Source organism: Hyphococcus sp., assembly GCF_041986965.1.
Taxonomy (GTDB): Bacteria; Pseudomonadota; Alphaproteobacteria; order Caulobacterales; family Parvularculaceae; genus Hyphococcus.
Map to the genome: position 1 here is coordinate 1 of NZ_JBHIXB010000001.1, position 22103 is coordinate 22103.

Annotated in this window: 20 protein-coding genes and 1 pseudogene; 10 read left to right on the forward strand and 11 right to left on the reverse strand. The window is 56.7% G+C overall.

Annotated elements, in window-relative coordinates:
* Positions 1–564: 564 nt before the first annotated feature.
* Entirely contained in the window at positions 565–1410 is an 846-nt protein-coding gene (locus ACFC5L_RS00005) for an alpha/beta fold hydrolase (protein ID WP_375202367.1), read from the reverse strand.
* Between the two features lie 400 nt (positions 1411–1810).
* Between ACFC5L_RS00005 and ACFC5L_RS00010 the strand changes: the two genes are divergently transcribed.
* Positions 1811–2485: a glutathione S-transferase family protein gene (locus tag ACFC5L_RS00010; protein ID WP_375202366.1), complete on the forward strand. Its 675-nt coding sequence runs from the start codon at positions 1811–1813 to the stop codon at positions 2483–2485.
* 129 nt (positions 2486–2614) lie between these two features.
* Here ACFC5L_RS00010 and ACFC5L_RS00015 read toward each other — a convergent pair.
* From ACFC5L_RS00015 to ACFC5L_RS00040, 6 genes and pseudogenes are all read right to left on the reverse strand, one after another.
* Positions 2615–3071, reverse strand: a pseudogene (locus ACFC5L_RS00015) (transposase); the annotation flags it as partial.
* Between the two features lie 128 nt (positions 3072–3199).
* A complete protein-coding gene (locus ACFC5L_RS00020; protein WP_375202334.1) occupies positions 3200–3568 on the reverse strand; it encodes a hypothetical protein in 369 nt (122 codons plus the stop codon).
* Positions 3555–4919 (reverse strand): hypothetical protein, encoded by a 1365-nt coding sequence (locus ACFC5L_RS00025; protein ID WP_375202333.1) that lies wholly within the window; start codon positions 4917–4919, stop codon positions 3555–3557. The genes ACFC5L_RS00020 and ACFC5L_RS00025 overlap by 14 nt, the downstream gene beginning before the upstream one ends.
* Positions 4913–6253 carry a PH domain-containing protein gene (locus tag ACFC5L_RS00030; RefSeq protein WP_375202332.1) on the reverse strand — a complete coding sequence of 447 codons (1341 nt, stop codon included), beginning with the start codon at positions 6251–6253 and terminating at the stop codon, positions 4913–4915. The genes ACFC5L_RS00025 and ACFC5L_RS00030 overlap by 7 nt, the downstream gene beginning before the upstream one ends.
* 44 nt (positions 6254–6297) lie before the next feature.
* Entirely contained in the window at positions 6298–8124 is a 1827-nt protein-coding gene (locus ACFC5L_RS00035; RefSeq protein WP_375202331.1) for a hypothetical protein, read from the reverse strand.
* Positions 8125–8159: 35 nt separating this feature from the next.
* On the reverse strand, positions 8160–8840 hold the full coding sequence (locus ACFC5L_RS00040) for a hypothetical protein (RefSeq protein ID WP_375202330.1): 681 nt from the start codon (positions 8838–8840) through the stop codon (positions 8160–8162).
* A gap of 168 nt (positions 8841–9008) precedes the next feature.
* Here ACFC5L_RS00040 and ACFC5L_RS00045 point away from each other — a divergent pair, with 168 nt between their 5' ends.
* From ACFC5L_RS00045 to ACFC5L_RS00055, 3 genes are all read left to right on the forward strand, one after another.
* Positions 9009–9491 carry a hypothetical protein gene (locus ACFC5L_RS00045; RefSeq protein WP_375202329.1) on the forward strand — a complete coding sequence of 161 codons (483 nt, stop codon included), beginning with the start codon at positions 9009–9011 and terminating at the stop codon, positions 9489–9491.
* Between the two features lie 136 nt (positions 9492–9627).
* The gene (locus ACFC5L_RS00050) at positions 9628–10680 is read left to right on the forward strand and encodes a tetratricopeptide repeat protein (RefSeq protein WP_375202328.1); all 1053 of its coding nucleotides are present in this window, start codon (positions 9628–9630) and stop codon (positions 10678–10680) included.
* A gap of 70 nt (positions 10681–10750) precedes the next feature.
* A complete protein-coding gene (locus ACFC5L_RS00055) occupies positions 10751–11041 on the forward strand; it encodes a hypothetical protein (RefSeq protein WP_375202327.1) in 291 nt (96 codons plus the stop codon).
* 94 nt (positions 11042–11135) lie between these two features.
* Here ACFC5L_RS00055 and ACFC5L_RS00060 read toward each other — a convergent pair whose 3' ends face one another.
* The 4 genes from ACFC5L_RS00060 to ACFC5L_RS00075 all read right to left on the reverse strand — a co-directional run bounded on the left by ACFC5L_RS00060 (position 11136) and on the right by ACFC5L_RS00075 (position 15596).
* Positions 11136–12740: a hypothetical protein gene (locus ACFC5L_RS00060; protein ID WP_375202326.1), complete on the reverse strand. Its 1605-nt coding sequence runs from the start codon at positions 12738–12740 to the stop codon at positions 11136–11138.
* A gap of 84 nt (positions 12741–12824) precedes the next feature.
* The gene (locus tag ACFC5L_RS00065) at positions 12825–13394 is read right to left on the reverse strand and encodes a DUF1036 domain-containing protein (RefSeq protein WP_375202325.1); all 570 of its coding nucleotides are present in this window, start codon (positions 13392–13394) and stop codon (positions 12825–12827) included.
* Positions 13395–13475: 81 nt separating this feature from the next.
* Positions 13476–14858, reverse strand: coding sequence for a sensor histidine kinase (locus ACFC5L_RS00070; protein WP_375202324.1), 1383 nt, complete (start codon positions 14856–14858; stop codon positions 13476–13478).
* Positions 14859–14867: 9 nt separating this feature from the next.
* Positions 14868–15596, reverse strand: coding sequence for a response regulator transcription factor (locus ACFC5L_RS00075; RefSeq protein WP_375202323.1), 729 nt, complete (start codon positions 15594–15596; stop codon positions 14868–14870).
* A 97-nt stretch (positions 15597–15693) separates the two neighbouring features.
* On the opposite strand from ACFC5L_RS00075, the gene ACFC5L_RS00080 reads away from it, so the two are divergent.
* The 6 genes from ACFC5L_RS00080 (at position 15694) to ACFC5L_RS00105 (ending at position 21897) form a co-directional block, all read left to right on the forward strand.
* Complete coding sequence (locus ACFC5L_RS00080; protein ID WP_375202322.1) at positions 15694–16506, forward strand: hypothetical protein; 813 nt, start codon at positions 15694–15696, stop codon at positions 16504–16506.
* Positions 16507–16644: 138 nt separating this feature from the next.
* Positions 16645–17712 (forward strand): hypothetical protein, encoded by a 1068-nt coding sequence (locus tag ACFC5L_RS00085; RefSeq protein WP_375202321.1) that lies wholly within the window; start codon positions 16645–16647, stop codon positions 17710–17712.
* Positions 17713–17716: 4 nt separating this feature from the next.
* Positions 17717–18742: an AAA family ATPase gene (locus ACFC5L_RS00090; RefSeq protein WP_375202320.1), complete on the forward strand. Its 1026-nt coding sequence runs from the start codon at positions 17717–17719 to the stop codon at positions 18740–18742.
* Positions 18739–20085 (forward strand): DUF2201 family putative metallopeptidase, encoded by a 1347-nt coding sequence (locus ACFC5L_RS00095; RefSeq protein ID WP_375202319.1) that lies wholly within the window; start codon positions 18739–18741, stop codon positions 20083–20085. Before ACFC5L_RS00090 ends, ACFC5L_RS00095 begins: the two co-directional genes overlap by 4 nt.
* Before the next feature lie 776 nt (positions 20086–20861).
* A complete protein-coding gene (locus ACFC5L_RS00100) occupies positions 20862–21119 on the forward strand; it encodes a helix-turn-helix domain-containing protein (RefSeq protein ID WP_375210728.1) in 258 nt (85 codons plus the stop codon).
* Positions 21100–21897 carry a helix-turn-helix transcriptional regulator gene (locus ACFC5L_RS00105; protein ID WP_375202317.1) on the forward strand — a complete coding sequence of 266 codons (798 nt, stop codon included), beginning with the start codon at positions 21100–21102 and terminating at the stop codon, positions 21895–21897. Before ACFC5L_RS00100 ends, ACFC5L_RS00105 begins: the two co-directional genes overlap by 20 nt.
* Positions 21898–22103: the final 206 nt, after the last annotated feature.

The following is a 22103-nucleotide window of genomic DNA, read 5'->3' on the forward strand; positions in this document are numbered from 1 at the left end:
CGCGCCGAAAACCGTCTTGCCAAGACCGTTCATGCCGCCTTACGCTCAGGGCGTGGCGGCATGAGCGCCACCCCACAACCCGCCGAGTCTAACAAATGGCTCGGAGCACTTCGATGGGTCAGGCCAGCTTGTTCTGATGGATGACGGTTTTCAACGCCGCCTTCGGAGCCCGGCGTTTGCACCATAATACCGGACTTTTGCGGCCGCTCCCCGTCTTTTCGCCGGAACTGTCGCCGCAATTACCGATAGTTAGCTGGAAATTCTCTAATCGCCCTAACAGGGAAGATTAATGCCCGTTGCAGGGAATATCCGTATCTTCAACTCTTCTCTATTTGCATCTAACTCAAAGCTGCTGGTGCTCAAAACAGAGCGCCCAGCATTGTGTCCAGCCCCATTTTCATGGCCACTTTAAGATAAAGTTTCCGGAACTGGCGGGCGAAAAGTGCCTGAGCGTGAACTTCATCCACCCTCCGAAATTAGCCTTGAAGAAACCGGCATCCGGGGCGGTTGCCGGGTGTAGGAACAACCCGCCGCAACACATGTACAAAGGGCCGAATCCTTTTCTTAGCTCTGAATAAACGAAAGAAGGTCTGCGTTCAGAACCTCAGCATGCGTTGCAAGCATCCCATGCGAGTATCCGGAATAAGTTTTGAGGGAGCCATTCTGAAGAAGCTTTACCGCCTTCAAGGCTGAATTTCCCATCGGCACGATCTGGCCATCGTCGCCATGCATGACCAGCGTCGGAACTTCAATCGACCTCAAATCTTCTGTTTGGTCTGTTTCCGAGAACGCCTCTATGCCGTCATAGTGCGCTTTCGCACTACCCTCCATTCCCTGCCGCCACCAGTTCTGGATCAGGCCGGGAGACACATTCGCTCCTTCACGGTTGAAACCGTAGAACGGACCGGATGCAACATCGAGGTAGAACTGCGCCCTGTTATCCGCAAGCGACTTTCTGAAGCCGTCGAAGACATCCAACGAAAGGCCATCCGGGTTCCCGGTCGTTTTCAACATCAAAGGCGGCACGGCTGCGACCAGAACCGCCTTGGCGACCCGGCCTGCCGGTTGACCGAATTTCGCCACATAGCGAGCGACTTCACCGCCGCCTGTTGAATGACCGATATGCACGACATTTTTCAGATCCAACGCCTCAACAACTGCAAAAGCGTCAGCCGCATAGTGGTCCATATCGTGCCCGTGCGGCACATGGCTTGAACGCCCATGTCCCCTGCGGTCATGAGCCACCACGCGGTAGCCATGCTGCAAGAAAAACAACATCTGCGCGTCCCACTCGTCCGCAGACAGCGGCCAGCCATGATGAAACATCACCGCTTGAGCATTCTTCAGTCCCCAGTCCTTGAAATAGATCTGCGCGCCGTCTGACGTTCGGACAAAGTTATCTGAATTCATCGCTTGGTCTCCTGAGCTGGAATGTGGGACGCGATGACCGGCGGCACTTTGACGGGCCGCCAAGGCCGGCCCCGCCGCAGCGGCGCCTGCCAAGATCAATCCGCCGGCCACGATCTCGCGCCGGTTGGCGGCCCAGCCTTTCATCAACTGGCTAGATTTCGTTTCATCGCCCATGTGCAGTCTCGCAGCGTGTTATCCTGCTCCGATCATGGCGAAGGCTCTGCGATCAATATTGAATGCATCCGGCGGAATTTGTCGAAATACGCGGACAAAGCGAACAATTGCCGATATAGATTTTCGGACTTGGCGCTAAAGATACGGTCCAAGTTAGGGAAAGCCTTTTGAGAAGGACTAAGCCCAATATATACGATGTCCGCCGGCATTCAGGAGAAAGCTGATGATGAAGGTTTACGATTGCCCCGGCACGCCAAACGCGGCGCGCATCCGAATTGTCCTCGCTGAAAAGAGCCTTGAGAGCGGTGTGGAGCTCCACCCCGTCGATCTGGTTGCCGCCGAACAGAAACAAGACTGGTTTTTGGAAATGAACCCAACGGGGAAGACCCCCGTGCTTGTGCTTGAAGATGGCGCCGCAATTTCAGAGTCTGTCGCAATCACGGAGTATCTCGACAATCTGGATGGGCGCCCGACACTCACCGGCTGCACGCCGCGGGAGAAGGCGTTCATTCATATGATGCATCGCCGCGTTGAAATAATGGTGTTGGACCCTGTAGACGACTATTTCCACTACGGAACGCCGGGCCTTGGCCCCGCTCTACAGCCATGGCGCATGCCGGAATGGAACGATGAAGAGAAAAAAGCTTGGGGCGCGCGGCGGGGCGCCCTGGCTCTCCAGAATTTGCCTTACTTCGACAAGGCCCTCGGAGAGCAACCATTCCTTGCCGGTCGCAACTTTTCTCTGGCTGACATCTCATTGTTCGCAGGCGTGATATTCATAACTGGCGCTCACCTAACCATCGATTCAAATCTGAAATCACTATCCGCATGGTTTGCAAGGGTCTCGGATTTGCCGTGTGTCAAAAACCGAAGCGGACAGTCCTTTCTAAGCAAGGATTAACATTGGCGCCGGCTTAAAGCTGACGATATTGAGGCGCGCCTCACGGAGATCATTCGCGCATCAACATCGACTGTTTCTTGCTGGCGGATTTTACGGCGGCGCTGCATCAACACTGTACCATCGCCAATGCAGCGCCATGTCGAGAACGTCTTTGCGGATGTCGTCCGGGATTCGGTTCCACACGCGGCCTGGCCCGGAGCGGCGATCTTCAAGGTCCTGCTCGCCGAAGCGGGCGTAGAGATCATACCAGCGGTAGAAGGCGGTTTTCAAGCAGAGTTTCGGCGAGCGCCTCTTTCAGATCGCTCATATCCGAACGCAGATCCTTCACTTCGCCGCTCGAGGCCTGACGTTCTGTGTCGCCCGACAGACGGCGTTTGCCGGCTTCCAGAAACTCCTTCGACCATGTGTAATACAAACTCTGGGCGATACCTTCGCGGCGACAAAGCTCAGCGATCGAATACTCACCGCGAAGGCCCGACAGGACGATGCGGATCTTTTCTTCCGTTGCATGCTGTTTGCGCGTCTTGCGACGAATGTTCTTAACGTGTTGTTCGGCCGTCTCCCAACCATCGGCTTTCTGTTTCATCTTCGCTCCCTTGGTGGGCTACGATGAACCAGAAAGCCTCCTTAAGCAAAAATCCTCAATTGCCACTCACACGCTGACGGGGAACAATCCTAACTCGCTTCAATTCCGCCCAAGGCTTATGAAGCAAGTTAAACTTCAGTCCAAGCCGCATAGAGCGCCTCTGAGAATTCATCGAGAACGGTCTCGTCCGGCGCAATGTCTTTCAATTCCGAGTGGGAGTCTTCAGGGCCGATCACGTTCATGGCGCCGACGGCGCAACTGACCGTACCCAGATCGCGCTTCGACAGGACGATGGAAACGCCATCTTGCGCACTGCTATTAAGAACGGCGCGAAAAAGCTTTTCCAGCCGTTCGCCATCTTCCGGCGTTGAAGCATACATCTCGAAAGCTTCGTAAGGACAAAAGCGCGCAGCATGGAGGCAGAAACACGCTATTTCAGTTTCGGTGCGCGAGAGTAACAGTTCAATAAGATTTTCTTGCGTCTTATTGATCTTCATTTTCCCAGGACCTGATGCGCACATTCTGCTGACGCGGCAGCCCGGCCGCGTCAAAATCGAATTTCCACGCCTCCATACGATGAGCGGCGCGGCTCCACTCTTCCGAGCGGGCGATCAGATATCCGTCCTCCGGATAGGCGCCGCCACTGAGCGGCTTATTGATCAGGTGACACTCATAAGGAAGGTTGGATAGGATGCGGTTCGCATAGTCCTTATCCAGAAGAACATATGAAGACGGCGCCCGGCGCCCATCAGACGACTTCGCCGCCGTGAAGGATGCGTTGAGTTTCGCCAGAAAACCCAGACTGCCGAGATGCGTGAGCGCCGTTTCGGCGGCCTCCATCAACTCGCTGCGGAAAGGAATATCCATGTTTTCCACCATCAGCGCGCGCGTTGATTTTATGGCGCCGAAAATCATCATCGGCGGCGTTCGCGTTTCCACATAGGCGAGCTGGCCGGATTCAGGCGCATAGACGACCGGGTCCTTGAGGTCGAGCCCCGCATATTCCTTTTTAGCGCGCATGGGCACGCCATCGATAATGGCGATCGGTTCATTCTTGGCGACGTAATCGCCTTTCGACTTCAGCCAGCGCTTGATCCGGAAATTGTGCGTGAGCTTTTTGTCGTCCCAGTCGATGCCTTCACCAACGAACAACAGCAGCAGGATGTTGATGCTTGGCGTTGCGAGGGGAACAAAAACCTCTTCGGCATCGGCGAAAGCTTCGAGCGACCCGGGAACGGCCGGCGCCACAACCGGATTAGAGGATGAAGCAGGCTCAGGCGCGCTCACAGCGGCGTTAGAGGCGCCATGCTCCACTTGCGGCTGAACCAACGCATGCTCTTCTCGCCTGTCGCCGCCATGTTTCAGGCTGTCGATATAAGCGACAATGCGGTCGGGGTCGGGGGCGCCAATCCACTCAAGGCGGCTCCTGTCATCGCCTGTCCAGAAACCGATCGTTCCATAATTAAGAAGACGGGCGGGAACCGATTGGGCGGCGTCGGCCTGTATTTTATCTGTCAGCGAAAACTCGCGCTTGATGCGGGCGACAAAGCCGACGCTTTCGCGAAGCTTCACGCCGTCTTCGATTTCATAGGATCGCGTATAACGGTGGTAGAGTACGCCGACGATAATGGGCGCGAGCCCGATGAGAACGCCAAGCACCGACAGTTCCGCCGGAAAGCCAAGCGCCCGGGAAAGGCCATCAAAAAGGGGGCGCTGCACAAGCCAGAGCGCAATGATGCCGCCGCAGGCGATCCATGCGCGCCAGTAAACCCCCCAGGCGGGCCGCAGGCGCAAAATGCTGGCGCCGCCGCGCTGAAAGCGTTGAAACTCCCCCGGCGGCGTCACCATGTGACTTCCTCATCAATGGTTTTGGGCGCGCCAAGCTCGCCTGGTTTTATCCGGCGTACGAAAATGACGCCCATTTCAGACCTTGCCTTGTGATCGCCCGGCGGGAGGCTTCCGTCGTAGGCCCATGCAAGCCCGCCGCCCAGCCCTGTGGCTGTCCACAAATGGGTCGGGTTTTGCATAAATTCCGGATAGAGACGGGCGCGTATGGCTTTGTTAGCCTTGCCGCTATATCTCCAGTTGGAGAATTCTTCATCCGTAAGCTGACTCATTATCTCCTCATACTCAACACTATCGCGCCGATAGTCGCGAATATGAGGCGTCATCTTGTTTAGCTCCGCCGCCGTTGGTAAGCGCCAGTCCTTGTACCCCGCCGCATGAACAGTGCATCGCCCTTTATCATAACCGTTTTCAAAAGCCGACGCGGCGAGCTTTTCAAGGCCCATATACGCCATGGTTGAGCCGACATTATAGCCCACTGCCGCGCCCTGGCCGAACAGCCGGCAGGCTTCCGCCCAATTCAATTTAATGGGTTCGCCTTCAAAACCGGCGCCATTCCAGACCATGCCCCATGGCGCCCGCATCCACATGAGCGAGGATTCCACATGAGAGACGGTGCCGTCATCATTATCGAGATAATATCCCCGGGGCGTTTTAAACCGTTTGGCGACCATTTCGGCGCGGGGCTTGTAAGTCGGGTTCGAACCAAAATGAGTGTAATGGCTCTTTTTCGCTTCGGCGAGGCTCGGCGGCGCACTCACCGGTTGCAGTTGTGACGCTTGTGACGCTGGCGCATGTCCGCTTCCTTGCGGCGCGGCGCCTCCCCCCATTGCGGAACGCCTCCCCGGATTCTTGAGATCGTTTATGTAAGCGATAATACGGTCAGGGTCGGGCGCGTTTTTCCATACCAGCCGGCTTTTGTCGTCACCGGTCCAGAACACAACGGTTCCGTAGTTTAACAAACGCGCCGGGATGGACTGCACCATATCCGACTGGATTTTGTCAGAGAGCGAAAATTGGCGCTTGGCGCGCGAAACAAACCCGGCGGTCGCGCGCAACGTCTGCCCCTCTTCAATTTCATAAGAGCGGGTAAAGCGATGATAAAGTACGCTAAAGGCAATGGGCGCGAGACCAATAAACAGTCCAATTGCGGAGAGTGACGCTGGCGCGCCCACTGCGTCCGCCAGTCCGTTGAACACTTCTCTTTGCACAAGCCAGAGTGCGAAAACACCGAACGCCAAAACGCCAGCGCTCCAGTAAGACTGCCAGGACGGGCGGGCGCGCAGCACAACCCGCCCATTCCGCATAATCGGTTCAAATCCAGGAGGGGGCGTCATCAGCTAACTTCAACTCTTTCCTATTGGCAGGACAAAAATTTGGCCTATTGGTTCGCGGCCGATGTAATCCGGCGCGCCTCTATATCCGTGTCCGGACAAGATTCAGCGCTTAAGTGCAACCCAGCCCCGAGCGCGCCAATTCCTTCATCAGCGGCCAGCAGCGCCGCCAGGCCGTCCGGTTTCGCCTTGTACCAGAAGACATATTGTTCGGCTTTCACGCCCCCATCCTTCTCAAACGCCATTGGGCCGTAATAACAATGGAGCACCGGCGGTTTGGTCAAGGCAAGATCGTTGAAAGCCTGATGCAACGCCGAATTCGCCATGAGTCTGTCGAGATCCACATGATCGCTGTAGATTCGCATTAACGGGTAAAGTCGTTCGGTGTAGTACGGCCAGCCATCCCCGCGACGGTTCGACGCCAATGCATTTTTCAAAAGCCCCAGTTTCCACGCGCGCCGGATATCCTCTTGCGAATAGGGCTGGCTTTCCGCCGCCGCACCTTCGATGGGAGAGCCGGACGCCTGCACCGAAGGTTGACCCTTCGCGGCGCGCAGCATGTTCTCCCCCATCTGCCTGACCGTAGCGCTTTTGCAGCGCCCACGCAGAAACGCGGCCATTTGATTGCCGTGATTGAGCGCAGCGGCTGCGCCCTGGGCCAGGCCTTTGATCATCGTTTCAACGCCAGCCTCGCCCCCCTTTGCCATGCCGTCGGCGATATCGCCAAGGCCATCCGCCATCTGCCCCGCCGTGCGGCGGCGCTCATATCGTGCGTAGGCTTTGTAAAAGCGCGGGTCCATTTCCACATAGGATTCAATCGTGATGCGCTCGCCCGTTTCTTCATCCACCAGCGGGCGGTCATAAGGAACCTTTGTCGATGGCACAGCGCTTTCGCAGTTTTTGTAAAATTCCTCGACATAAGCGGCAAAATAACTGGCGAAGGCGTATGTCGTGTTGACGCCGTAAAAATCTCCCTCGAAGACGCGCCGGGGCGTTTCAAAATCATCAAAACCCGACCAGAACTTGCCGGACTTGTAGACGACGCCGGGGCGTCGGGCGGCCTCCATCTTGCGGCGAAGATCCGCTAACGTGCGTTCCTGACGCGCTTTCTTCTCGGCCTCATGCTGACGGTAGACCTCAAGCGCGCGCTCGCCCTTGCTTTCGCTCATGGCGCCAATTTCCGTTCGCGCAGCTTTTGCTTCCCCAACACTGTTCCAGAATGTGGCGCGGTCCCAGCCATCGCGTTCCATCACCTCATAAAACGGGCGGAACTTTTCCGATGGGGAATTGCGCCGCCACACCATCTGGATCAGCGGCTGTTCGGGAACATAGCCATTCTTGCGGGCGGTTTTGAAAAAACCGTCTGTGTCTTCGAAGTGGCGACCTTTCGCATAGCCAAGGATTTGAATGTCGCCGGCGCCCGTTTGCGGCGCAGGAATATCCCGATAGGCTGGAAAGGCAGCGACAAGCGCGGGAAAAATCTTTTCATTGAAATAGTCGGTTTCTTCCGGATGCAACCTGTAGGCGGAACCCGGGCGGCCATACCCGTCCGTCGCCGGAAAATAATCCGCCGCCATGAATTGCTCCCCGTCCGGAACGTCATAAATGGCGATCACATTGCTCTTCAGGCCGCCGCCTTTCCGGAACTCCATGACAATATGAAAATATTCGGCGCGGGCGTCTTTGAAAAAACTGACGGCGCCGGATAAATTTCGGCTGTTTATTTCCGAAGCTGAGGATTGAGCCGGAGACTGGGCGGCAGCCTGGGCCCCCGCAAACCAGATCGCGACCCAGATCACGCTCACGAGAAACGCACCTGTAAAGAAGAACGCGCCAAGCCCGCGCTTTAAACCATTCTCCTTCTTCGGCGTCATGCGTATCCCCCTTCTCCCCTCTATAAAAGACGCCCTTATTGCGTCAACGCATCTTTATCTTTTCCGGCCAGCGCAAAGGGAAGAAAATCCTCCGAGAATGCATTCGCCGCGAAATAATCAAGCGCGCGCTGCACTTCTGGAGAATCAGCAAGGCCCGCCTCAAACGCCAAAATCCCGATGACTTGATAGGCCTGTCCCATGACCTCCTCGAAATTCGCTGCGCGCTGCTCGGCCAGCCGCTCCGAAGCCGACAACGCGGCGTCAAAGTTCAATAGCGCCCGGCTAATCTCCACATCGCGCGATTGCGCGATATTGGTGCGCGCCTGACGCACCGCCGCGCGGCGCTGTTCCGGCGTGAAGGCGCCAGTCTCTTGATCATTCGATTTTTCAGCATCGGACATGCCGGTTTCCTTTGACTTCACCGCGTCGCAGCCCTTTTCCCGCAGTACGCGCTTTAAGTCGCGCATTTTGGAAGACGGGATAAAGGGGATGATTAGGCGGTAACGAACATCCTCACTATCCAGCCCCACACCCAGATCGGCAACCGTAAAACAACAGGACGGCGCAATCTCGGAAGCGCGGTCCGGGGCGACAATGCACGGCGCGGGCGCCGAGGCTTGCGCATCAGTTTTCGGTCCATCCGCCGCCTCCTGCGTCGCACAGCCAGCGGCGGCGAGAAGCATCAATACCCATGACGTGATTGCGTTGCGGTTCATTGCGGTTCTCCTCCTGCCGATAAAAGATAGCCCCGCAGGCCAACGCTGGCAGCTAACAATTGCGGTTAGGAACGCCCTTTGCGATGACGATGGCGCCAGCCTGCGATATTTGAGACCTGTCCCCGTGGCGGGAGAACGCAATAGATGCGCCCTGAAAGGAATTTTCCGATGCCGGAACTATCGAAACGCGTGGAGAGGCTGCACGAACGGTTTCAACTCCGGCTTGGGAGCCTGTACGCAGACCGGGACCTTCTCATGCACATGGCGGTGCTGAGCGAAGCGCTATCAGAAGGCGACGAGGACTGGATTCCCAGCCAGCTTTCACCTTTGCTGTTATCAGGCGATAGCCATGAAACGTTGAACCGCGAGCTTGCGGAGTATCTCGAACACGAACCGTTTTTCGGGCGCGCCCTCGCCTTCATGCTCGATAACAGCCATCAGCATGCAACGCCTGGCGAAATCCGCAGCGGCGGCTTTCAGGATTACGCATTGCGCCTTGCCGCTCTTGGCGATCGCGACCGCCCGCTAGCGCTGATGGCGGCGCTCTACGGGCTCGCCTTGGCGATTTATGAATGGCGAGATCGCGCGCGGTCTGTTCCTTACGATCCGGATGTTCATGGCCCCATAAAATTTTCGTGGCGCAAGGATTGAGCAACACGCCGCCTGCATGGCTCCAGACAACCTGCCCGCCCCATAACCGGAGATGTTAGTCGATTGCGGCGCCATGACGGGGTAGCCTATAAATCGCCATTACAGTCTATATGATGAATTAAAGGGGCGTTGACGCATGAAAATTCTGAAAATCGCAACCGCGGCGGTTTGGCTTGCGATGCCGGCGGCGGCCATGGCGCAGGCGCCCTCGCCCACATATGACGCGGCGATGAATGGCGATGCGGGCGCCCAATATAAATTGAGTGGTGATTATCGTTACGGTTTTGACGGCGTCCCGAAAGACCTGAAAAAGAGCCTCTACTGGATGAAGCAAGCGGCCCAAAACGGACACAAAGAGGCTCAATATTCCCTGTCATTGACATATGCGACCGGGAAAGACGCTCCCAAGGACAGCGAGAAAAGCATACTCTGGCTCACCAAAGCAGCGCAAGGCGGCCATGTTGGCGCGCAAATGTCCTTAGGCGACAAACACCGCAACGGCTTCATGGTTCCGGAAGATTTCAGCAAGGCGATGTTCTGGTACGCGAAGGCGGCGGAACAAAATGAACCGCGCGCCTACAAGGAAATAGGCGCTCTCTACAATTACGGGTATGGCGTCGAAAAAGACCGCGACAGAGCGTGGGTGATGATCCGGAAATATGTCGACTTGTATTTTGCCCGCGACCCCGCAGCGCATTCGCGCCTTCTTCGCCATGAATGCGCCCTGTTTTTATACCCGGACAGATATGTCCTCGACCTGGACAAGCGCACAAAGGCTTCCTCTTCACACTGCGACGATCCCGCCTGGCGTCCGTCTCAACACACCGAACCGGATATCGCCTCCGCGCTCGCCGCCGGCTTCATCATCGCTGCAATTTTGAGCAGCAATAATGCGAATGATGACGCCGAACCGTCGCCCCATTCACCTTACGTTCAAAAAGCGATCAATGAATGCCGCAATGAAGTCCATCGCCGCATGGTGCGCTGCTATTCCAGCATGACCATTCCGGGCTGTACGCTGGCGGGCGAATGCACCTATGAATGGACTTGCCAGAGCGGCAATAAAGGCCGCGGCAAATGCAGCCCCAATTCGCGTTACACTGATGAACGGCTCGACTATTATTGTGATCCGCTGGTGGGCAATAAATACACCACCAAAGAACCGGTCTATGCGGAAAGCTGCCATTAGAGGTGACTGACTTCCCTAAAGGGCCTCAGGTTTATTCCGGCTTTCACCATCGCATCATCATTGGACACTCATGGAAAATTTCAGCGGCGTAAAATACTTTCTTTTCGACAACAGACCCGTGAAAACCGTCTGGGAAGACGGGATTATTGTGGAGACATATTCCATTGATCCCAAAACGGCCATCTTATTTAGAAATGACGGCCTCGCCTTTTATATAGAAACGGAAGTCTCGGATCGAAATGAAATATCCGAAAGCGATTACAGAAGCCGCGTCCATGAAATCTATCTGGCGCTGCCCGAAGAGATAAAAATCTCGCAAGCCATCGACCAGCACAAAGACACGCTGAACAAACTCAAATAGAGTTTATGGAAAACGATCGCATCAGGTTTTCACCTTCTGTAGAAGAAAGAAACGAATAGGCGCCGTGACGTATATTCATCGCGATCATTCCGATTCATCCTTTATGCGGCAGTTTTTGTAACGCCTCCTTCAAGGCTTCGTGCGTGCTGGTATTGTGTTTCAGCGCCAGGCGAAGCCTGTCGCCGGCCTGCGGCGGCCATAGATTGACCGGCCACGCAAGCAGCGCGCGAATAGCTTCATCTTTAGCAGGTGATCGATACTCCAACCCCGCCAACACAAGCGGACCGCCGAGCCCCGGATAATCGCCCGCCAGCGGGATAATTTCCTGCAGCACACGCTCGTGGCCCCGGCCGGGATAATAGAAATAGCCGTTTTCATGGACGTTGCACCATTTCTCAGCCCACGCAATGACATCGCGCGCCTGCTCCACTGTTTTAACCGAACGGCGCAGCCCGTTCAGCCAGGCAGGATAAGAGCCTTTCTCGACAGCGTTGAACAGAGTCGAAAAATAATCATCTGCAGATACATTCTCGACAATCTCTATCGCGTCGGCAAAGTCTTTACTGTCCGTCGATTCAAGCGCCGCATCGATTTCTTTCCTGTTGTCCGGCTTTTGCAGGGCGGCGAGGATGCTGGCGGCCGCAGCCAGATCTTCGTCTTTTCCCTTGAGCCATCCTTGATCCAGCGCCTCCTTCTCGTCCGCCAACGCCGCCTCATGAGCATGGGAAAATGCGATATAGTAAATTTGCGATAAATGCCTGAGGGAACGAGTCGACAGGGCGCGGCTCGTCGCATGTTCCACAAGGCGAAACAGGCATTCAAGCGCATACGCGTCATCGCCAGGCTCAAGCCAGATCACGCCCCGGTCAATACCGCTGCACAAATGATCGCCAAACAATTTCAGCGCGCCGTCGATCAGCCAGTCCGGCGGCGCCGGATCCCTGAGCGCCGACAAGAGGTCGCCCCTCTCGATATAGTCAAGGATAAAGTCGACGTAATCGTCGATGATATAGGCAAAGCCCCGCCGCATATCGGCGAAAAGCTGTTGCAACAGCCAGTCCTTGATCCGCCGGTCGCTTTCGGGGCGTATGTTTTTGAGAATTTCGCTTTCAGCGAATTGCGTTCCATGCCTGGCGCATTCAAAGGCAAGCCGCTCCCTCTCGGCCGCAGGCAAAGTCGACTGCATGGCGAGTTTGCAGGCGCGATCCGCAATCAGATGATTTGTACCACAGCCGAGAATTTCAATTTCCGCAGCCCCCAGAGCCTTACCGGTGTAAGAGAGAAACAGCATGGCGTTATGAACGGCGATCGGGTCCGGCGATCCGAGAATGACGAATTCAAGAAACGATGCGCAGACCCGGTCCTTATCCCATGCCGAGAACGATGGTTTGACGGCGTCCCAGCATTCCATCGATCCATAGGGACTGATGAGGACGTCCCTGATCGCGGCATAGGCGCTGCGCACGGCCTGTTCATCCGACGATGGCGCGAGCGCATCCAGCGCGGCGACAGCGATCGGTTTTTGATCATTGCTTTTCGCAAGACTTTCGCCGAAATAGGCGCCGTGCAAATTCCTTTTCGATTGGTCATCGACGTCGGCGTCCGCGCGCCGGCTTTCGCGCGCCGCGCTCAATAGGCTCGCCGCGCTATCGGGCCAGAGCGCTGCACGCCGCCACAAGGCGTCCAGGTTGTTTTCCATAACTGGCGTTAATCCTTCATTGTGCGGAAAACGCGATTGATACCGCGGATCCCGGCTTCGACCGCCATTCGGCAATGGAAGAGCTTATTTTATGGAATAGGAAAGACTATAGCCAGCTTCGGCGCGGGTATAGAGATTCACTGGCGATTTCACATAGCCGCTGGGACATGTTTCGTTAAAGGCTGTGATCGGCTTGCCGGAAATTTTGCGGCGAAAGGCTTTATCCTTATCGACACACATGGAGTAGCCCGAATAGCCGGAGAGCCCTTTATACTTGTTTCCGTTCAGCACCCCTTGATCCTTTGGCCATTGCGGATAGATGCGGCTTCCGTCCGGCGCCTCCCGGAAAATGGAGTAATAGGTTTCCCAGAAGAGAGCAGCGTCCGGCTCAAAGCATTTCCCCGGATCAAGCTTCCACCAGCCCTCGGTCACGCTGGCGCACCCGTTGCCCGAAAACGCGCATCCCAGCCCGCCCACTCGGTGCAACGTGGCGATCCAGACAGTGCTTCCTGTCTTGTTGCATAGGGTCATGCAGCCGTCCTCGCAACTGCCGGCCTTAGCGTCGCTTGCGACACAGGCGATGAACGCGCCAAGCGCCGCCCCAAACGCCTTGACGCCGGAGAGCGCGCGCATTTTCAAATTCGCGTTTAACATGGTCTGTATCCCCTCTTTATGGAATGCGCCACAGATGGCGCTGAAAGCTGGCGTAGTTATTTCCCATTCTTTCCCGCCCCACTAATCGCCCGCCCGGGAAGCAGGAAAAGAGATCGAGATTGAAAATCCCGGCTGGTTGTTTTTGATGCGTACGCGCGCGCCGTGGCGTATGGCGACAGCCTGTACAAAGCGAAGTCCGAAACCGTAGCTGGCGACACCCGCATCAGCGCCGCGCCGGGCAAGCACGCCGAGATCATCGCTGTCCGCGCCGGGGCCTGTGTCTGACACTGTAAGAAAATGCGTATTTCCTTCGGTCGTAACACTGATGACGACGCCGCCGCCGGAAGGCGTGTGCTTGAGCGCATTGTCGAGGAGATTTGCAACAGCGTTCGTCACCAGCGCGGCGCGCCCCAGCATCATCGGCGCCGGCGCCTCAAACCTGCTTTCCAGCGATACCTCTTTCTCTTCAAAGGCGTCCCCGAAAAGATCAATCGCACTTTGCACGGCGGTGGAAAGAGACATGGGTCTCATATCCGTATCCGGCGTCGTTTCCACTTTTACAAGTTCAAGGATTTCTCTCAAAAGCCCCAGCAGCGCATCGGCGCCTTTGGCGATGTCCTGTTCGCCCGCCTCCAGGGCGAGCTGACGCAGCCTGCCGACCTCCTTGTTGAGTTCGTGAGCCGCGGTCTGGCTGACGGCGTCAAGCCCTTTCATCAGCCGGGTGATTTCCTCCAGCGTGTTGTTCATCTCCCCGCCGAGCAGGGAGAGTTCGTCTCCCGGCTCCAACAGAGCTGCCGGAATGCGCGCTTTGACGTCGCCCGCCCGGATCGCCTGAAAGACGTCGTTCATTGCGTTCACGCGGCTTCGGAAACGCCGCGCCAGTCGCATCGTCAGATAGGCGGTCAACCCCGCCATCAACAGTGAGAGGACAATGAATGCGGGAAGAAAGCTGCGATAAAGCGCTTCATAGGTGACGAGGCGACGACCAACGATAAGCGGAAAGCGCTCGTCGACAATAATCACTTTCGCCAGAATGGCGCCCGGCGCGGCGCCCGCCTCACGCCCGTCAAAGCGAGTCCATTCGCTATTGACGGAAACGCCTTCAGGCCAGCGGTTCAGACTGCCGACAATCGGCGAATGATCCGTCCGCGCTAGCAGATAAACATAGATCGCCGGCGCGCCGTCTTCCTCGGGCAGGATCCGGTAATCGATCGCTTCCGCATATCCCAGAACTTTGTGTTCTTCCCGGTACTGTTCGAGAATGCGGATTTCCGCTTCAACATCGGCTTTGGCGGATCTTTCGACAGCCTTGCCCACGGTCATGAACGCCGCCGCAATCGCCGCCGTCGCAAGAAGGGCCGCCAGCGCCAGATTAAGCGCCAGCGCCTGACCAAACAGCGAGCGGCGCGGGCCCGGCCCAGGCTCAGGCGGCGACGTCTCCAGCGATGTCGAAATCTTACCCATTGAGCGCCTTCACACGACCAGACGGTAGCCCATATCTTCGCTGACGATCTGCGGCGGGGCGTCAAGTTCGGCGAGGCTCTTGCGCAAACGGTTGATCGATGTGTTGATGACGGCGTCCTGCGGCGGCAGCCCCCTATAGTCCGGCCAGACTTCGCGCCACAGCGCTGCGCGGCTGACCGCTTCTCCCCGGCAGGCGGCCAGCGCACTGAGCAGCTTGAACGACTGGGGCCGTAATTTGATGACTTCGCCGAGCCAGAGCGCGCGTTCATTGAGCGTCCTGATCTCCAGATCCCCCCAAATGAACACGCTTGCCGGCGCACGTTGGGTTTCCGCGCGGCGCATCAACGCTCTTAATCGCGCGGAAAGCTCGCGAAGGTCGAATGGCTTGTCGATATAATCATCGGCGCCAAGATCGAGCCCGCGCACATGATCGTCGGTTGTCGCAAGACGGCTGGTGATGAGCACGCAAGGCGCAGCAGCCTCCAGCTCCCGATACCAGTCAAACAGGGCAAGACCGTCTTCGCTGTCGGCAAGCATGCGATCGAGAAGGATGACGGCGAGATCGTTTTCGGCGCAATGGACACGCGCCGCGCTGACAGTATCCGCATGGAGAACGCGCCCGCCCAGGGATTCGACGAGCTTCATGGCGAAACGAGCATCCTCGGCGTCATCCTCGACAACCAGCACCGTCGCACCTTCAAGCGGGGTTTTATCTGTCTTAGTATCTTGCGTCATCATTACTCTCGCCAGCAGGACGAAAAATCAGTCTACTCGATATTCTTGATTTTCGTAGCTAACATTTGCGGTTATCAATGCCGAACGAAGCGGGGAGCTGATGCTGAAGATTGCGAAAAGCCTTAAAAACGCCGCCAGATGCGCCGCAAGCCTGACGCTCGCCATGGCTTCGCTTGTTTCCGGTTGCGCCAGCGACAAATCGTCAACCTCGGCGGAAACCAGATTGCGCACATCGCAATCCTACGCTGAAATCGCTGCGGAAACGCTTTACGAGGCGTCCGAGGAATACCGGTCGGGGCTGGAACTACTCGTTCGCGAACGCGCCCTTGCTGATGACGGCGCCGCAGATCCTCACCAGATGGCTGCCGGCGAGAGAGCGGCCATGATCATGGCGCGCGCCGCCCTGAAGCGTCGGACCGCGAACAATGAAGACCTGCCGCCGGAAGTGCAGGATGAAATTGCGCGCAAATCCGAGATGATGCTTGAGGGCGCGCGCCGCGCCGCCGCTGGCGATGCCGCCGTGCTTGCGGCGATTGACTCGCTTGTCGCCGAGCATGAGCAACGAACCGCTGACGGGAAAGGGCAGGTGTTCGGCAATTTGCTTGGCAAGGGCGTGGGAACGCTCCTCTTGCAGCGTAATTTCGACACGCTTCATCTCGAAGCGGCGGAAACAAAGACCCTACCCTTGGAGGTCACGCCTGCGAAGCGCGCAATCGTCTATGTTGAGAGCGCCGCCGCCAGCAAGGTTTCGCTCACCATAAGGGACGCCGTCGCGGCAGAGCTTTGCCGGGACGCGAGCCCCCATGGCTTTCTGATTTGCAGATGGCGGCCAGAAAACAATGATCCGGTGGAGATCATCATCAAAAACGCCGGCGACAAGGCTGCCGATATTCTGGTGGTTATCAGCCAATAGAGCATAACCGGATTTGTCAGTTCACCTCTCAGCGCAATCAGTTATGATGCGCTTCATTGCGGACTATGGTTCGCCCGTGTTGGCGAGACGGTCGAAGCGCCGGAAGCCGCCGCCCACACCGCCCGGGGACCGCAGATCATGCGCGTTATAGATGAACTCATCAGCTATTTGTGGCGCAATAATAAACTGAGCGCTGAAGACATTCATTGGCTTTCCAACCATGATTATTGCGACATATGGAATTTTCATGACGGCGATGATTTTTACTGGGAGCGCATGCGTGAGCACGACCAGGACGATCATGAAACTGAAGATGAGTTCGACAATTGGGACTCCGGTCCGCGACGCCCGCGCAAAAACTCCGGTGCGCCGACGGAGGCGAAAAGCCTCATTGCCGATCTTACGACTCGCCTTGCCGCCCGGCGGGAGGCGTCAACCGATACGCTCGGCGGGTTGGCGCGGCTGGCGCCGGATACCGGCGAATCGCTCGAAGCAGCGGCGAGCCATGTCGCCAACGCGGAGACGAGCGCAATCGCGCAAGCCATTGCAAACGTCATCGCCGGCGCCGATGACGGGCTTTCTGCGGTCGCACGGATCGCCGTTGGCAACTACATCCATGTGGAGCCGGAAGACCGGCCTGGCCCGGCCTGGCGCGCCTACCGAAAGCTCATCGCCTCGCGCGATATCGACGCGATTGGCAAGTATAACTGGATACTGAAAGAACCCGAAATCGCCACCGCTTATACGCTTGCGCGTGCGCAAATGCGCATCGCCGACGCGCTGGGCGAACTGATCGAACATGACCCGCAAAAGATCGCCCGCCCCCTCATCCCGTTCGACGTGGATTCCTTCTGGTTCCTGTGCCTGCTCCTGACGGCGAAGCGCGCCGGCCGGAGCGATTATCGCGCGCCTGGCGTCATCGCGCCGCGGCCCCATGCGCTGCCGGATTTAGACGATCTTTATCGCCTGATCGATCTTGCGCTCGGCGCTGTCGGAGACGGAAAGAAACAGAATGTTTTGGAGGATGCCGCCCATCCGCTCGCGCCATTGATTATCGCTTGGTTCCACTGGAGCCGCTTTTCGCCAAAACCGCGGACGATGAAGGAACTGCGCGCCGCCAAAAGAGCGGCGATTGACGGACTTAGCGCGTTTGATACGTGGGACAGGACTTACCGCCCGCCGGATGTTTTTGATGAATGGAAATGAACAGATGAATGACTTGAGCGAGACCGTAACGCTTTCGCAGGCCAGACAGATTATCAAGGCGCTCGCCGCTGACGAGAGCGTTCTCCTGTTGTCATCGCCGGGGCTTGGCAAATCCGATATTGTGCGCAGCGCCGCCGCCGATGCAGGCCTTGAGTGCCGCTCACTTCTCGGCACGCAAATCGCGCCTGAAGATGTGAGCGGCGTTCCCAAAATCGACGGCGACCGGTCCGTTTTTTGTCCGCCGCGGATTTTACTGCCCGAAAGCGACGAGCCCTTTTGCCTCTTTCTCGACGAATTGCCTGCCGCCAGCCCCGATGTGCAAAAAGCGTTTTACGCCTTGCTGCTGGAGCGGCGCATCGGCGAGTTCAACCTTCCCAATGGCACATGGGTCGTGGCGGCAGGCAATCGGGCGGAAGATCGCGCGCTGGTGCGGACCATTTCGTCAGCGCTCGTCAATCGCGTTTTGATTTTGCATGTCCGCGCTGACAATGAGGAATGGATCAGTTGGGCCCGCGCCAACAATGTCCGCTCGGAAATCATCGCCTTCATCGCCGCCGTGCCGGACGCGTTGATGCGTGCTGCGCCCGCCGAGCCGGTTCCATTTTCAACTCCTCGCGCATGGGCGTCGCTTTCCGCCAGTCTCGATCTCGCCGAAAAGGCCGGGCTCTTAACGGATGAAGTCCGCCGCGCCCTCGCCTATGGCAAGATCAGCGCCGGCGACGCCAGCCTTTTCTGCGGGCTCACCGAAGCCGATATTCAAAATCTGAAGCCGCCCGAAGTCTATATCAAGGACCCGTCGCTTCTGCCCCACGAGCCCGCAAGGAAATGGTTCGTCATCCGCATCATCCGGAAACTAGTGGCGGAAGGATCCTTGAACAACTTTTCCGCCGAAGAGATTGAAGGCTTCCTGTCCGCCTTGCCTAGCGAAATCAGGTTTTCCATGCTGGTGGGGCTGGTTGACGCCTGGGGCAAGCTTGGCGCGGGCGAAAGCCTGCTCTCCTCCTTGCGCGAAGCGACGGGCCTCAGATGAACGCCGGCGCTGACAATCTGAGACTGGCGCAAGAACATGCGCAAAGGGCGCTGAACAATGTCCGCAATTTTCAGCCTTATCTCGGCGACCTTGCAGACATCGTGAATATTTTCGTCGAGCCGCGCCTGCCGACCGCAGGCATCACCGCCGACGGAAGGCTGTTCGTCAATCCTGACTGGTTTCTGTCTCTTTCGGGGCCGGAAGCGATCTATGTCATCGCTCACGAATTATGGCATCTCGTTCTGCAAAGCCATGCGCGCGCCAGCCCCGAAGATGCGTGGTTCGTCAACATCGCCCATGACTGGATTATCAACAAGATCCTGACCGATGAACTCGGGATCGTGCCGCCCAAAAACGGTCTATGGTTTTACGACGCCGATAACCACTCTGCGGAGGAAATGGTCCGCTGGCTGAAAGACGGGTCCGCGCCGGAAGTTCGCCAGCAATCCGTCTGGGACGCCGCTGCCGGCGCGCCACAGGCACCAGTGACGCAATCGCCTTTCGCCGACGCCTTGCGCGGCGCGGGCCTTGCGCCAGATGAATCCGAGAGCCGCGATGGCGAAAAAGGCGAGTGCCCGGGCGATATTTTAACCGACGAAGATTTGAGGCGGCTTTCTATCGACCCCAGCTCAGGCTTGCAGCTCTCCCCCCCCTTGGAAGACGCGGCTGCTGATATCACCGCGCGAACGGGCGCACTGAAAAGAGCGGCGGACATAGCGCTCAACACCCATGCTGCTGTCACTACCGCCTTGCAGGCGCGTCACCCGGATATCAACTATCCGCACTCCACCGCCCTTCTCGACATTATCGAAACCAGCGACAAAATTCCCATCGAACTTGCCTTGCAGCGAGGCTTTGACATGATGGCGCCGAATCTCAGAACCTTTAGCCGGGCGTCGCGGCGCCAAGGTGCAAGACGCGATATTATTTTGCCGGGACGGCGAAACGAAGGCTGGACAATCAACCTGATACTCGACACTTCAGGGTCCATGGCGAAGGCGCTGCCGCGGCTCTTGTTATTGATAAAAAGTTCGGCGATCGCCTGCGGGGCTTCTCATGTGCGCATCGTGCAAGCCTCTAACGGCGTGACGGCGGATGAGGTCGTAGAAATTGAGGCGCTTGAGCGTTTTGAAATCAGCGGCTATGGCGGCAGCGATCTGACGGCGGCGTTCGACTTGCTTGCCGGCGATACTGAAGTCGTGCGCGCGGTCGTCCTGTCAGACATGGCGATCCAGTATCCCGCAACGCCGCCGCCTTACGAGGTGTTCTGGCTGGCGGTGCAGGCAGGCGCCTACGCGCCGTCAAAACCGGAATACGGAATCTTGACTGTTTTGAAGATTTAAAGGCGGCTAGTCGCGTATATGCCTAGAGATGAAAATGGGAAAAATTGCCTCGGCTCCTTAGTCACCCGCACTGCACTGGGAAGGGATGGCTCAAACAACGGAAAGCAACGGCAGGCTCTCAATCACTGTCTAGTTTCTTTAGTTTCAACGTCCGCTTCCGCAAGCTGAACGAATGTCCGAAAAATCCTCAAAGCTGACGTTAGCGGCGCGTGCCGCGACCAGTCATAAATCGCGAATAATGGATAGCTTTGATCGGTTAGTCAGTGACGAGCTTCGGGCGCAAATTGAGAGATCGCCCTTGCAGTTTCATCCAATCGGCGCGCCTGCGGATATCACCGCCCGCATTCAAATCTAAAACTCGTATTTGTAAGAGATCGCAGCTTCTCAATTTGCTATCGACCCCAAGTAAAAAAACGCAAGGTCTCGCTCATTGTCGGCAAGCTCAAGGCGGGCACGGATCGCCCACACTTCTTAGGCGGTTTGAGCGGCGCTTTTTGTCTGAGAATTTTGCCTCTATTCCAAGGAATTTTCTCTGCTATTGTATCGGCATTTGACATATTTAGCTTCTATTTTAGGCAATCGATCCAATAACAGATCGCGCACCTAACAACTGTCAGAGGAAATCCTCAACCCGGCGCTAGCGGAGCAATTCAGTCTCTCGTTACGCGCAACCCAATTTCGTTAGACCGGATCGCGTCTGCTGATGGAATCTTCTGTCTCATTCGCGCATATGCCAGAGTGGAATTGAACGGCTAAATATGTACAATGCGCCTACTATGCGCAGCGCATCAAATATTGCAGTCAGCATTCTGACGGCCCGCGAACGTCAGTGCCTGTTATGGGCCGGCGCCGGCAAACGCGATCGCGATATCGCATCCTTGCTGAGCATCAGTGAAAAGACGGCGTCTGGATATATTGAAAGCGCAGTAAGGAAATTGAACGCTCGGAACAGAACGCACGCATGGCGCATTGCTTTTGAGGATACTCTGTCAGACACAGAAATCCGGGACCTGGATGATGAGAAACGGTGGTGAAGCATCAGAACTTTTCAATCCCATTGAGTGGGCTCTCCTTGTAAAAAACTCGGAAAGTCTGGAAAGCGTCTTCGATAACCTTATCAAGCGACTGAAATACGCCACGGGCGGTGACACCGTATTCGTCTTAAACACCCGGCTGCCGCAGAATTTCGCGCCCGGCAATGGCTTGAAGTTTCCTGCGCCCGATCATGTCTTCGGATGTTTTTTGAATGAGGAATTTCACGATTACATCGTCGAGAATGACATTTCGCATCTCGACCCAATGCCGAAACGCGTAACGCCAAATTGCAGACCAATCGTTGGATGGGAAGGGTCGGAACTCTTCCGCAGCTTTAACGACGAGGAGCGTGAATACGAAAGAATATATTACTCTTTTGGCTTTAATGTCGGCATATTTATCCCGAACCTGAATCTGCAAGGTGGAACACTGGATGGCATGGCGTTGCACATGACGGCGCCGGTTCGTGAAGCTCAAGCCTTTCTCTCCGCCCATCTTGACCAACTTCAAATTGCCCACGCTTATCTATGCGAAGCCACGCGGACAAACAAACTAGTTCTTGAGCATGACGCTGAACGCCCGTTTCTGTCTCCAAGAGAACGTGAATGCGTAAGTTGGGCGACGGCCGGCTATTCAACACGGGAAATATCGGATCGGATCAAGCTGTCTGACGACACCATCAATGAATATCTGCGCAACGCCGCGAAAAAGCTTGGCGCGTCAACCCGCGCCCAAACCTGCGCAAGGGCGACAATGGCGGGGCTGATCGATCCATAACCCCCCATTTTCCCGGGGTGCGGGGCGCAACAATCTGTTTTAGATAAGGGGCGCAACATCGACAGGAGCGAATGCGTCTGGCGCGGTCGGCGGCGCCTTGGCGTCTTTTTGCCTATTCGCGCTCAACAGCGGCCTCTTTGGCGGCGTGCGGGCTGTCAGAAAGGCGTTACGCATGACGCACGCGACACGAATCACTTTGCGTTGAC

What these genes read in the sequence shown, in the direction of transcription:
- ACFC5L_RS00005 (WP_375202367.1), bottom strand. Translation starts at nt 1,410, where the DNA reads ATGAATTCAGATAACTTTGTCCGAACGTCAGACGGCGCGCAGATCTAT.
- ACFC5L_RS00010 (WP_375202366.1), top strand. Translation starts at nt 1,811, where the DNA reads ATGAAGGTTTACGATTGCCCCGGCACGCCAAACGCGGCGCGCATCCGA.
- ACFC5L_RS00020 (WP_375202334.1), bottom strand. Translation starts at nt 3,568, where the DNA reads ATGAAGATCAATAAGACGCAAGAAAATCTTATTGAACTGTTACTCTCG.
- ACFC5L_RS00025 (WP_375202333.1), bottom strand. Translation starts at nt 4,919, where the DNA reads ATGGTGACGCCGCCGGGGGAGTTTCAACGCTTTCAGCGCGGCGGCGCC.
- ACFC5L_RS00030 (WP_375202332.1), bottom strand. Translation starts at nt 6,253, where the DNA reads ATGACGCCCCCTCCTGGATTTGAACCGATTATGCGGAATGGGCGGGTT.
- ACFC5L_RS00035 (WP_375202331.1), bottom strand. Translation starts at nt 8,124, where the DNA reads ATGACGCCGAAGAAGGAGAATGGTTTAAAGCGCGGGCTTGGCGCGTTC.
- ACFC5L_RS00040 (WP_375202330.1), bottom strand. Translation starts at nt 8,840, where the DNA reads ATGAACCGCAACGCAATCACGTCATGGGTATTGATGCTTCTCGCCGCC.
- ACFC5L_RS00045 (WP_375202329.1), top strand. Translation starts at nt 9,009, where the DNA reads ATGCCGGAACTATCGAAACGCGTGGAGAGGCTGCACGAACGGTTTCAA.
- ACFC5L_RS00050 (WP_375202328.1), top strand. Translation starts at nt 9,628, where the DNA reads ATGAAAATTCTGAAAATCGCAACCGCGGCGGTTTGGCTTGCGATGCCG.
- ACFC5L_RS00055 (WP_375202327.1), top strand. Translation starts at nt 10,751, where the DNA reads ATGGAAAATTTCAGCGGCGTAAAATACTTTCTTTTCGACAACAGACCC.
- ACFC5L_RS00060 (WP_375202326.1), bottom strand. Translation starts at nt 12,740, where the DNA reads ATGGAAAACAACCTGGACGCCTTGTGGCGGCGTGCAGCGCTCTGGCCC.
- ACFC5L_RS00065 (WP_375202325.1), bottom strand. Translation starts at nt 13,394, where the DNA reads ATGTTAAACGCGAATTTGAAAATGCGCGCGCTCTCCGGCGTCAAGGCG.
- ACFC5L_RS00070 (WP_375202324.1), bottom strand. Translation starts at nt 14,858, where the DNA reads ATGGGTAAGATTTCGACATCGCTGGAGACGTCGCCGCCTGAGCCTGGG.
- ACFC5L_RS00075 (WP_375202323.1), bottom strand. Translation starts at nt 15,596, where the DNA reads ATGATGACGCAAGATACTAAGACAGATAAAACCCCGCTTGAAGGTGCG.
- ACFC5L_RS00080 (WP_375202322.1), top strand. Translation starts at nt 15,694, where the DNA reads ATGCTGAAGATTGCGAAAAGCCTTAAAAACGCCGCCAGATGCGCCGCA.
- ACFC5L_RS00085 (WP_375202321.1), top strand. Translation starts at nt 16,645, where the DNA reads ATGCGCGTTATAGATGAACTCATCAGCTATTTGTGGCGCAATAATAAA.
- ACFC5L_RS00090 (WP_375202320.1), top strand. Translation starts at nt 17,717, where the DNA reads ATGAATGACTTGAGCGAGACCGTAACGCTTTCGCAGGCCAGACAGATT.
- ACFC5L_RS00095 (WP_375202319.1), top strand. Translation starts at nt 18,739, where the DNA reads ATGAACGCCGGCGCTGACAATCTGAGACTGGCGCAAGAACATGCGCAA.
- ACFC5L_RS00100 (WP_375210728.1), top strand. Translation starts at nt 20,862, where the DNA reads ATGCGCAGCGCATCAAATATTGCAGTCAGCATTCTGACGGCCCGCGAA.
- ACFC5L_RS00105 (WP_375202317.1), top strand. Translation starts at nt 21,100, where the DNA reads ATGATGAGAAACGGTGGTGAAGCATCAGAACTTTTCAATCCCATTGAG.